This is a genomic window from Funiculus sociatus GB2-C1 (assembly GCF_039962115.1).
GTDB classification, from domain to species: domain Bacteria; phylum Cyanobacteriota; class Cyanobacteriia; order Cyanobacteriales; family FACHB-T130; genus Funiculus; species Funiculus sociatus.
In genome coordinates, this window is sequence record NZ_JAMPKJ010000110.1 from 1 (window position 1) to 11,632 (window position 11,632).

An 11,632-nucleotide genomic window follows, 5' to 3' on the forward strand; every position below is an offset into this window, starting at 1 on the left:
CCTGACTTAGCCAAAGCCATAGAGGAAGCATTTAATAAGCTCTCCTTGAAGGACATCCAAAATTGGTTTACACACTGCTGTTACTGTACCTCAGCAGACTAGGAAACGCTATATTCAATTCGAGACGCAGTATCACTTTGAAGCGCTGCCGTCAGATTTTACTGCCAGCTTAGGGCAAATTTACCAGAATTACGGCGGGAAGTACAAGCGATCGCATCCTCCACAACATTAGCCAAAACTTGCTAGATGCAATCGCTTTGCACAGTATTTCCGCTTGTTTAACGGATGAACAGCTCAGGAGCAACATGAAAGAAATCGCCCAGAACCTCAGCCTGTCTTCGGCTAATACTTCGTTTGCCATTGATAACTCCTGAAGTAACATCTGAAAATCCAAAAATACTTACTAAATCGAATTCTTTGAGGCTACGCGCTTTCATTAAATGTTTGAGAGCCGATTGAGGAGTTGAGGCGTTCAGTAGATAAGGAGGATGCGATCGCTCAGTCGTACTCGCAAACGTGAAGATGCGATCGCGCTCCACAACATTAACCAAGATCGTCCAAGTCAATATTTAACTCGCGCAGTTTCGCCGCCAGTCGTTCAGCACGCTCCTCTGCTAACCTAGCTCGTTCTTGGGCGGCGGCGGCTTCTTGTTGAGCGGCGGCGGCTTCTTGTTGGGCGGCGGCATTTTCCTCTTCGGAAGTGGGAATCATCTCTCCCGACTGTGTAAACCACCGTAACCAAATCCGGTTAACACCTTTATAAGTACCTTGCCACAAGCCAAAACTTAGCCCCAGTTCTGGAACTGGATACAGTCCCTCCTCATGTGGTGTCATAGGTTCATAATGACCGCCAACCAAGTGAAACGGTTGCAACTCATTCGTGTAGCGACTGAAAATAATGTAATAGGGAACGCGCAGAATTTGCTCGTAAACTTGCCATTTAGTCGGCGGTTTCCCTGGCTGCTGCACAGTCCGACCTAAATCTTCGTTTTCTGTACTGGGGGACAATAACTCTACTATTACAAATGGGCTAACTAGTTCTTGCCATAATACATAACTCATTCGCAGGTCAAAACCTTCGTAGAGTCGGGAAACTCCTACAACAGCAAACCAATCTGGGCGTTTATACCAGTTGGTGTGGTTAAGATTGTAGTAAATGTGTAAGTCAGTAGCAGTTAATATCTCGTCAAAGTCATAGTTAGATGGCTTGAAGGTATCATCTAAAATATCTGGCTGATAACCGTGATACTGATCTGGCAAACGCTCTTCCTCTGGATCTTCGCTTGGTAGATCGTACATCGTCGGCAATGTTTGCCGAGGCGAAAGGGGTGGATCTATTTGAGGGATTTGACGAGTGGTGTTAGTCACGACCAATATTTAATGCGTATATAGTACAGGATATCAAGCAGGATTAGAGCGGGTTATGAATCTCTACCTTGGCTTAGACTTCGGCACTTCTGGCGCACGGGCTATAGTAATTGACGCGGATTGTAATATCCATGCTGAGGCGCAATATCCTTTTGCAGCAGGGGCTGATTTAGCTGCAAGTTGGGAGAAGGCTTTGTTTTCCCTGATTTCGCAAATTCCTGTGGAACTACGAAGGGAAATAAAAGCGATCGCACTCAACGGAACTTCTTCTACTGTAATGTTATGCGATCGCGCTGGCAATCCTGTTGTTGAACCTATCCTCTACAACGATGCGCGGGGGGTGGAAATGATGGATAATTTGAAGGAAATTGCCCCACCAAATCACACAGTATTAAGTGCTACTTCCAGCCTGGCAAAACTTCTCTGGTATCTAAAGGCCCTCCCACCTGACAAAGGGGAAAACAGGAAAAATTATTTCTTGCATCAGGCGGATTGGTTGGCGTTTTTGTTGCATGGAAAACTAGGAATAAGCGATTATCACAATGCTTTGAAATTGGGTTACGATGTCGAATATTTGTGTTATCCTCAATGGTTGCAAAATCTGGAATTACCAGTTTATCTTCCCAAAGTTCTTGCGCCTGGTACACCTGTTGCTGAATTAACACCTGAGATTGCTGCTAACTTTCAATTCCCGAAAGATTGTGTGGTGTGTGCTGGCACAACTGATAGTATTGCGGCGTTTCTCGCCAGTGGTGCTAAGTCTCCCGGCGAAGCTAGTACCTCGCTAGGTTCTACTCTGGTGCTGAAGTTGTTGAGTCACACTCGTGTTGATGATGCGCGTTACGGAATTTACAGTCATCGACTGGGAGATTTGTGGTTAGTTGGCGGTGCGTCTAATACTGGTGGTGCGGTACTGCGAAAATTTTTTACTGATACGGAGTTAGAAAGTTTTAGCTGTCAGATTGATGCAGAGAAAGAAAGTTTACTTGATTATTATCCGTTATTAAAAGAGGGCGATCGCTTCCCTATTAATGACCCCCATTTACCACCAAAACTAGAACCGCGTCCAGATAATCCAGTAGAATTTCTGCATGGTTTGTTGGAAAGTATTGCCCGAATTGAAACACGGGGTTATCAATTATTACAACAGTTGGGTAGCACGCAGTTGAGCGGAGTTTATACTGCTGGGGGTGGTGCGAAAAATTCTGTTTGGACTGCAATTCGTGCGCGTTATCTTCAGGTGCCGATTGTTACACCGATTCATTCTGAAGCTGCTTATGGTAGTGCGCTTTTGGCTAGGGGTATAAATATGAACCGCCCAGGCGCGGAGGAATGAACCGCGTTGGCGGATGTATATTTATAGCGTTTCTTGGTTGGGTGAAAATATATCGCGGTTGTTTTGTTTCCGCAACCTTGGTAAGGACATGGCATTGCCATGTCCTTACAGATGTATCGCACCCAAGCCTTGAATTGCTATAGCTACTCGACTCTTTGGAGTTTGGCAATTTTGGGATCGATGATTTTTTGCCCGACGCTTGGGAATTTGATTGCTACGGAGATTTTGTTTCCTTGTCCGAAAATGTGGGTGATGTTACCAACGCCAAAAGCTGAGTGAAGAACGCGATCGCCTACTTTCCAATTATGATTACCATTGGTTGCCGCCGTTTGGGATTTTGCCGGGGCGGTGGTGCGATTAACTTTTGTTATTCCACTTAGTAATTCTTTGGGCAACTCTTTGAGAAATTGCGAACTAACAGCAGGTTCGCGGGAACCCCATAGGCGACGTTCGCTGGCATGGGTGAGATACAATCTTTCTTGAGCGCGGGTGATGCCGACATAACACAAACGCCGTTCTTCTTCTAGTTGCGCTGGATCGTTTAAGGTGCGGTTATGGGGTAGTAATCCCTGTTCCATTCCTACTAAAAACACTACTGGGAATTCTAGCCCTTTGGCAGAGTGCAATGTCATCATAGAAAGGCGCGATTCTCCTTCTTTCAAATCATCTAAGTCAGAAGATAAGGAAGCATTTTGGAGAAAACTTTCTAATTTTGTGTCTTCATTTTCTTGTTCAAATTGTTGCACCGCGTTGAAAAGTTCTTGGACGTTTTCTAGTCGGTTTTGCGCTTCATCGGTGCCTTGGGTTTTCAAATCCTGAATATAACCAGAATTTTCCATTATTCCCTGAACAATTTCCGATGCTGGTAGGATTTCTAGTTGGTTCTGCCAGTGGCAAATCATTTCGACAAAACGCGCGATCGCTTTGGCAGCACGTCCAGCTAATGTGTTAACTGAAGTCTCATCTTTGAGGATTTCCCACATCGACACGCCTAACTCTTGGGAAACGCCTGCGATCGCATCTAATGTAGCTTTGCCTATCCCGCGTCGTGGTGTATTAATCACTCGCTGCAAACTAACTGTATCCGCAGGGTTGACAATTAGCCGCAAATATGCAACCGCATCTTTAATTTCTTTCCGGTCGTAGAACTTCAAACCCCCGACTATTGTATAAGGTACACCGCCGCGCACCAAGCATTCTTCAAAAGCGCGAGATTGAGCGTTGGTGCGATAAAGTATGGCAAAGCTACCCCAGTTTAATTCGGGATTTTGGTGTTCTAGATGGCGAATTTGAGTGACGACAAATTCGGCTTCCGCAATTTCATTGTCGCCTTTATAACAAAAAATAAGTTCGCCAGCGCCGCGTGTCGCTTTCAACACTTTGTCAATGCGCTGAGTATTATTTTCAATCAGTTGATTAGCCGCTTGCAGAATATTTTCTCTGGAACGATAGTTTTCTTCCAGTTTTACCATTGTGCGGGTGTCGTCATCTGGCAAACCGTCGCCAAAATTATCCTGAAATTCCAGCAGAATTGTAAAATCTGCCATGCGGAAACTATAAATAGATTGATCCGCATCACCAACTACAAAAACCGAGCGATCGCGCCAACTCCATTCACTTTTTTCTGTCTTTCCATCTGTTACTAACAAGCGAATCAAATCGTACTGAATTCGGTTAGTATCTTGATATTCATCTACTAGAATATGATGAAACTTGCGGTGCCAGTAACCCAATACTTGCTCATTTTGCTCAAACAATTTGACTGGAACCATAATCAAATCGTCAAAATCTAGGGCGTTGTTTTCTGCAAGTTTATCTTGGTAGAGACTGTAAACTTGAGCAATCGTCCGTCCGCGAAAATTCGGTTGTTCGGCGGCAAACTCTTGAGGAGAAAATCCCTGATTTTTGGCGTTGCTGATGGTATAGCGCACCGAACGCGGTTCAAACTTTTTCTCATCCAAGTTTAGTTGTTTGGTGACAATCTCTTTTACCAAACTTTGAGAATCGGAATCGTCAAAAATGGAAAAGTTTCGCGTCCACTTGCGTCCTTTTTCATCCTGATATTTCTCAATATCAAAGCGGAGAATTCGGGAAAAAAGACTGTGAAAGGTTCCAATCCACAAATCTTTGATGTAAAGTTTGTAAACACGCGATCGCAACCGGGTTTGTTCATCCGCAGGTAACGCTGACAACGGCTTACCGTATTGCTTCTCCGCTAACTGCGCGGCGAACAGCTTTTCCATCCGTTCCTTCATTTCCCGTGCGGCTTTATTGGTAAAAGTCACCGCCAGGATATTTTCCGGATCTACCCCGTGCTGCAAAATTAGATTAGCAATTCGATAAGTTAGCGCGCGTGTTTTGCCGCTCCCGGCGCCAGCAACGACAAGCAAGGGGCCTTCGTAATGTTCGACGGCGAGGCGTTGACTGGGGTTGAGGTGGCTAAGGAAGTTAGTAGTGGTAGTCATAGTTAGACTGGAGGGATGCGATCGCAAGTGTGCCTTTTCAGCAGACGGGTAGAGTCGCTATTGGCAAGGCTACACTATCGTATCTAAACTCGGTTAAGAACGATTTACTTTTCTAGTTCGTCGGGGTGCAATAGGCTCTACACACCAAAATAGCAACGTTGTCGGCACTAAACTTGTAGCAGTGGAGGAAGGAAGTGTAATGGTCGAAAATTTTAATCAGCCTAGACCCGATGATTCAGGCATAGCTCCCAAAAAGATTCTTGTGGTTGATGACGATCCTGCTATTCGGAATTTAGTTTATCGCTTTTTAGGTCAGCAAAATTATTTAATGGAGTCCGCCGGAGACGGTAAGACTGCTTTGGCAAGGTTTGAACAATTCCAACCCGATTTGGTGATTCTAGATGTAATTTTGCCTGACATTATCGGCTATGAGGTTTGTCAGCAAATGAAAAAAAGCCGCACGGGTACTCTTGTCATGCTGCTGACCGGACTAGCGGATGTAGAACACCAAGTTACAGGATTAGAGTGGGCTGATGCCTATGTTACCAAGCCTTTCCATCTGCGACTATTGGAAAAACAAGTGCAGGCTCTTTTGCGTTTCCTCCAGCCTCCAGTCCATCCTGAGGAACGGAAGCGTTTTGTGTTTGAGAAGTTGGTGATTGACCCGGTGAGCCGTGAGGTAACGTTTGACAATCAAATTGTATCGTTAACCGCCTTGGAATTTGATCTGCTGCATTTTTTAGCGAAGCATTCCAAGCAGGCGTTGAGTCGCAAGGATCTGATTAGAGACGTTTGGGGTCATGAATTTGTCGCAGATGAACGGGTTGTTGACGTTCATATCGGTCAAATTCGCCGGAAGCTGGAACCGAATATTAGTAAGCCGATATTTATTCATACCGTCCGGGGTTTTGGCTACAAGTTTGAGCCGCCTAGCCCCACTCAGAATAAAAATGTTCAATTAATGGGATAGTTAAGCAGGCGCGATCGCTTCTCACTGATATTGTGGTGACAGAGAGTGCGATCGCTCAAGAGAAAAACTTCTCAGCTTTCTAGATTATCCTTCTGGTGGCATCACTACTCGTTGTGCCAAACCCAGCTTTTTCAGGATTGTAATCGCCCACCAAGTCATGTCGATTTCCCACCACTGCCATCCTGCCTTCGCCACATTCGGATAAGCATGGTGATTATTGTGCCATCCTTCGCCGTAGGTAAGCAATGCTGCCCACCAAAGATTACGGGAATTGTCTTCAGAAGTGAATGTGCGGTAGCCTGTCATGTGGGTTGCCGAATTAATCAACCAAGTGCTGTGCCACAGTAAAACTGCTCGCACAAATATGCCATAAATTACAAACGACCAACCGCCAAGCAGGTAAAGTAAAAGTCCCAAGGGCAGCTGAAGCAGCAAAAAGTTTTTATTCAGCCAACGGTAAAAGGGATCGCGATCTAAATCTGGAGCTAAGCGCTTATAAGATTCATAGTCGAAAGTTTCTCCTTGCGGGTAAAACAACCACAGCATATGACTCCACCAAAATCCTCGTCGTGCAGAGTAAGGATCTTTGTCCACATCCTCGGTGTGTAGGTGGTGCATCCGGTGTCCAGCTACCCAAAAGATCGGCCCGCCTTGCAGTGCTAACGATCCGATGAAAGTGATTGCATACTCCAGAGGCTTTGGCACCTGCAAGCTGCGGTGCGTTAGCAATCGGTGATAACCCAAACAAATGCCAATGCTACCGAACAGCCAGTGTAAAAAAATTGCTACGCCCAGCGCCGACCAGGAAAAGAACCAAGGTGCTAATAATGCCAGTGCATGAAATGCACCGAAGAAGGCCACATTTATCCAAGACAGGGTGCCATATTCACCCCTGTTGGGAGCCGTTTCCGTATTAGAAGTCATGAAAATCCTCAAAGGTGACTACAATCCATCAGCACCATTGAGTACAGCGCTGATTTCTGATTTGCTCTCGTCACTGGCTGTACACTTGCCGGGTTAGCAAGGTACAGTGGAAAGAAGAGATGCAAGTGCTACTTACATTACTTTAACAACTTTTTGCAGATTGTGCAAGTAACGCTTGCATTTTATTTATGTCAACTCCGCGAAATCCCACCCGGCAACGTTTAATCGATGCCGCATTAAAGCTATTTGCCGCCCAAGGCGTGACCGAAACAACTACCAAACAGATTGCCGAATTAGCAGATGTCAATGAAGTAACCCTGTTTCGTCACTTTGGCAATAAACACGGGCTGCTGTTAGCCGTAATTCAAGAAGCTGCGGTGTTTGCCCAGTTAGGTCAAACGCTGGTGCAGCAGGCGGATCAAGCCAGTAGCCTAGAACAAGCACTCAAAGAGTATGCCGATGCTTGCTTGCAGGCGCTAGAACGAGTGCCAGAAATGGTACGTTCGGTCGTGGGTGAAGCCGGACAGTATCCAGCCGAGAACCGCGAGGCATTGGGACGCGGCTTTACCCAAGCCAATCGCTATGTGGCGGAATACCTCGAAGCCGTCATTGATGGCGGGCAATTGCAGGCGCACCTGCCTGCCGAAAAACTTGCCAGTTTGCTCAATGGTATGTTGTTAGGATATGCCGTGATTGAGTTCACCAGCGAATTTCACGACCTTTGGCAAGACAGGGAGGATTTTTTAGAAAATCTTGTGACTCTGTTTCTTCAGGGTGCAGTTGCGCCGAACCCGGTCACTCTTTCTCATGCAATTCAACTGGCATCTTTAGCAACCAATAAGATTGCAGATTTGCCTGCCCAGCTGGTTCATAGTATTCTGCAAAAGGCTAAAAAGCAGGGTTTGCAGGAGTACGCTTTAGTTTACGTGCTGTTTGGTGCCGGATTGACTCCCGCAGAGATTGCTCAGTTAGAGCGATCGCATTATATTAGCGATCGCGATCAACAGTTTTTACAAATTACTCAAGGGTTGATTCGCCAAGTTCCTGTCAATCAGTGGATTATGGGGAAGCGCTATGGAACGTATCAGAAAAATCCGCTTACGCAATGGTTGAGAAGTCGTAAAGATACACACTCTGCCTTGTTTATCAATGCGGCCCACGAGCCTTTAACAGAAGCAGAAATTCGCCAACTGTGGCAGGAATTAACAGCTGACTTGATTGCACCAGAAGGGCGATCTCCTACCATTGAGCAAGTCCAACAAACCTGGTGCGTCGAAATGTTAATGCGGGGAATGAATTTAGAAGATATGCAAATTCTGACAGGTTGGGAAATTCGCCAGCTTGAGCCTTATATCCAAAAAGCTAAAGAGAAAGCAGCTTTAGAACAAGCGATTCGCTTAGATCAAAAAACTTAATTAGCAATAGGCGGTTGAAACCGCAACTACACAAACCAAGGTGTAGCGGTTGTTGTTTGGACAGAACGACAAGGGAATCTTATCCGAATTATCTCAGCAAGAAGGGCAAATCGATATGAGCGGCAACGATTTGAACAATACCTCGCGTACTAATTGGGAAGCGTTGGAATCAATGTCAGATGATGATATTAACTATTCTGATATTCCACCATTGACTGATGAGTTTTTTGAAAAGGCAATGCTGCGAGTTCCGGCGGCTGAGGCAAAAAATTTGGTTCAGTTAGACAAAGACGTGATGGCTTGGTTTCAATCCCAAGGTTCAGAGTATAAAACGCTCATTAACGCAGTTTTGCGCCGCCACATTGAGAGCAGTGGCAATCAACAACTTGTCTGACGCATTACTATTTATGGTAGTTCTGTACAAAATTTCAGATTTCATCGATGGCAACTATGCGATCGCTAACTCATCTCCTAGTTATTGGTATGAAGGGCATTGTCCTCATGGCGAGTTGCTGAGACTACCGCGCACCCCAATGTCGGAAGCGATCGCCAGAAGTTTAATGCAACACCTTGCCAGGGATGAGAGTTATTCCCGTGAAGGCAAGATGTACGGGATATTATTAATTGAACTACCGAATGGCGAACAACGGATACTCAAAGCATTCTCCGGACTGCTGAATGGTTGCAGTGCAGTTGAAGGCTGGGTACCGCCGATTCCCGGACGAGACGAGTGTGCATTAGCCGAAGCCCGTACATTGGCTCAATTAGAAGCTATGAAGCAGGAACTGATTACCCTCAAGCAACTCAAAGAACGGCAAGAGTACGAAACCCTGTATCGCCAGCAGGAGCAGCAGTTGCAAATCTTAAGCGATCGCCATCAAGATTGCAAACACCAACGACAGGAAAAACGTCAGATACTCTACCAAACGCTGACAGGAGTTGCCCTTACTGTTGCTCTTGAACAACTCGACGAAGAAAGCCGTCGGGAGGGGATTGAGAGGCGAATCCTCAAACGCCAGCAAAGTCAAGCATTGCAGCCGCTGAAGCAGTTAATTGAAACAGCCGATGCGCGTTTAAGGGAACTGAAACAACAGCGTAAACAACTGTCCCGCCAACTCCAGGCGCAGATGCACGCTGCTTACAGCCTGACTAATTTTTCTGGGCAATCTTTATCGTTGCAGCAATTGATGCCAGGAGGCTCTATGCCCACCGGGACAGGAGACTGTTGCGCCCCCAAGCTACTGCATTATGCGGCAACGCATGGGCTTAAACCGCTGGCAATGGCGGAGTTTTGGTGGGGATCGTCTCAAGACAAAATCCAAGGAGAGTTCTACGGAGCTTGTTTAGAACGCTGTCAGCCATTGATGGGGTTTCTGCTGTCAGGATTGCCTCAGATGTCTACAGACTATAAGCCTGGGGCTATACAAACTAAGCCTGAGTCGGCAGATTTAGTCTGTGTAGCCGCACCCTTGAGGGTATCGGCGATTGAGACAACGCTGACGCGATCGCTACCGATTATTTATGAAGACGAATGGCTGATTGCGGTGAACAAACCCCCAGATTTACTATCAGTCCCGGGGCGTTATAGCGATCGCCAAGACAGCGTTCTAGCCCGCTTGCGTAATCTGTTACCTGATGGCATGGAAATTACTGCCGCGCATCGGTTGGATCAAGAAACCTCTGGTATTCTCCTACTGGCACGCGATCGCCAAACCCATCGCCAACTAAGTTGTCAGTTTCAGCAGCGACAGATTCACAAGGTTTATGAAGCCGTACTTTCCGGTTTAGTTATGACTGATGAAGGCGCGATCGCACTACCCTTGTGGGGAGATCCCGATCGTCGTCCCTATCAGAAAGTCGATGAACAAGGGAAACCCAGCTTGACTCATTTCCGGGTGATGGCGAGGCAAGGATGCACCAGGGTAGAGTTTATACCACTAACAGGACGCACCCATCAGATCCGAGTTCATGCTGCTGATGCCAGAGGACTTGGGATACCTATTTTGGGCGATCGCCTCTATGGATGCTGTGCAGGGGCAAATCGGCTACATCTGCACGCCAGGGAACTTCGCTTTGAGCATCCCCAGTTAAGAGAACCTCTCCACCTACAGGCAAAAACGCCATTTTGACGATGAAACCTTTGAGAAAAGAGCCTTACCAGGAGAAAATATCTCGATTAATCCACGATGACGAAGCATCTTTACCAGCTTTTATCATTAGATTTTAAAGCTTTTATGTAGGGCAACGGTGATTCTACAGAATCAATATAGCAATCCTAAATGATTCGTGAAACCCCTGTAGGGACACGGCAGTGCCCATTAGTGTCAACTTAACGTTAAACCCTACAGTCCGGCAGTCCGGCAGGGGTTCAAACCCCTGCCTCACAGCTCAAGTCCTCTAAGAGAGGACTGTTAAATTTATTAGTCCTCTAAGAGAGGACTTAAGCTATTAGCCAGGGACTTAAGTCCCTGGCGGCTTTCGGCTTAAGTTGACACCAGTGGGCAGTGCCGTGTCCCTACACCAGGGCGAATACTCGTTCACAACTTAAATAGGATTGCTATAGTAGTTTTATCAAACGAAATTGATAGAAACTTTAGTATTAAGTAGATGGCTATATTTATTTGTAGGTAAAAATGTTAAATCTCGATACAAAGACTCAACCAACATTAGATGTTTAATTTAATTATGTCTATCTGATTAATATTTCCATGCCTGCGGTAAAGTTAATCAGGCTACAAGTATTTTGAACTAGAAAAAAAAGCGGTATGGAAAAAGCCACGTTTGCAGCAGGTTGTTTTTGGAAAGTAGAAGACGCTTTTCGCGCCGTTAAAGGTGTTTCCTATACATCTGTGGGATATACAGGGGGACATTGGGCTAACCCTTGCTATTTAGACGTGTGTGCCAGGGTTACGGGTCATGCTGAAGCTGTGCAGATTGAATATAACCCAATGCAAGTTAGTTATGAGGAACTGTTGGAGGTATTCTGGAATTGTCACGATCCCACCCAGTTCAACCGACAAGGGCCAGACCGAGGTGAACAGGGGAGCATCCCGGTTTTGTAAAAATTCCATTAAGAAAAGATAATAGGTAGTCAACTGAAGTCTCAAAAGGTAAGCAAGAGGAACCGCTATGACCCCGGAAGAAAAAGAGCGTT

9 protein-coding genes and 2 pseudogenes are annotated in these 11,632 nt (G+C 45.9%); 7 read left to right on the plus strand and 4 right to left on the minus strand.

The window, feature by feature from the left end; translation table 11 throughout:
• Positions 1 to 278: 278 nt before the first annotated feature.
• Positions 279 to 566 (minus strand): helix-turn-helix domain-containing protein, encoded by a 288-nt coding sequence (locus tag NDI42_RS27690; RefSeq protein WP_190457813.1) that lies wholly within the window; start codon positions 564 to 566, stop codon positions 279 to 281.
• On the minus strand, positions 544 to 1,368 hold the full coding sequence (locus NDI42_RS27695) for a Uma2 family endonuclease (protein ID WP_313931427.1): 825 nt from the start codon (positions 1,366 to 1,368) through the stop codon (positions 544 to 546). The genes NDI42_RS27690 and NDI42_RS27695 overlap by 23 nt, the downstream gene beginning before the upstream one ends.
• A gap of 55 nt (positions 1,369 to 1,423) precedes the next feature.
• On the opposite strand from NDI42_RS27695, the gene NDI42_RS27700 reads away from it, so the two are divergent.
• Positions 1,424 to 2,704, plus strand: a complete 1,281-nt coding sequence (locus NDI42_RS27700) for an FGGY-family carbohydrate kinase (protein ID WP_190457815.1) — start codon at positions 1,424 to 1,426, stop codon at positions 2,702 to 2,704.
• A 143-nt stretch (positions 2,705 to 2,847) separates the two neighbouring features.
• Here the strand turns inward: NDI42_RS27700 and pcrA are convergent, their stop codons facing one another.
• Positions 2,848 to 5,169 carry a DNA helicase PcrA gene (gene pcrA / locus NDI42_RS27705; RefSeq protein WP_190457817.1) on the minus strand — a complete coding sequence of 774 codons (2,322 nt, stop codon included), beginning with the start codon at positions 5,167 to 5,169 and terminating at the stop codon, positions 2,848 to 2,850.
• A gap of 241 nt (positions 5,170 to 5,410) precedes the next feature.
• On the opposite strand from pcrA, the gene NDI42_RS27710 reads away from it, so the two are divergent.
• Entirely contained in the window at positions 5,411 to 6,139 is a 729-nt protein-coding gene (locus tag NDI42_RS27710; RefSeq protein ID WP_190420314.1) for a winged helix-turn-helix domain-containing protein, read from the plus strand.
• A gap of 84 nt (positions 6,140 to 6,223) precedes the next feature.
• Here the strand turns inward: NDI42_RS27710 and NDI42_RS27715 are convergent, their stop codons facing one another.
• Entirely contained in the window at positions 6,224 to 7,063 is an 840-nt protein-coding gene (locus NDI42_RS27715; RefSeq protein ID WP_190457819.1) for an acyl-CoA desaturase, read from the minus strand.
• A gap of 188 nt (positions 7,064 to 7,251) precedes the next feature.
• On the opposite strand from NDI42_RS27715, the gene NDI42_RS27720 reads away from it, so the two are divergent.
• From NDI42_RS27720 to msrA, 5 genes and pseudogenes are all read left to right on the plus strand, one after another.
• Entirely contained in the window at positions 7,252 to 8,478 is a 1,227-nt protein-coding gene (locus tag NDI42_RS27720) for a TetR/AcrR family transcriptional regulator (protein ID WP_190457821.1), read from the plus strand.
• 27 nt (positions 8,479 to 8,505) lie between these two features.
• Positions 8,506 to 8,631: pseudogene (locus tag NDI42_RS27725) on the plus strand (BrnT family toxin); the annotation flags it as partial.
• Positions 8,594 to 8,872, plus strand: a complete 279-nt coding sequence (locus NDI42_RS27730; RefSeq protein ID WP_190457830.1) for a BrnA antitoxin family protein — start codon at positions 8,594 to 8,596, stop codon at positions 8,870 to 8,872. The pseudogene NDI42_RS27725 and the gene NDI42_RS27730, both read left to right, overlap by 38 nt.
• A 13-nt stretch (positions 8,873 to 8,885) precedes the next feature.
• Complete coding sequence (locus NDI42_RS27735; RefSeq protein WP_190457823.1) at positions 8,886 to 10,607, plus strand: RluA family pseudouridine synthase; 1,722 nt, start codon at positions 8,886 to 8,888, stop codon at positions 10,605 to 10,607.
• 636 nt (positions 10,608 to 11,243) lie between these two features.
• Positions 11,244 to 11,519 (plus strand): annotated as a pseudogene (msrA, locus tag NDI42_RS27740) (peptide-methionine (S)-S-oxide reductase MsrA); the annotation flags it as partial.
• Between the last annotated feature and the right edge of the window lie 113 nt (positions 11,520 to 11,632).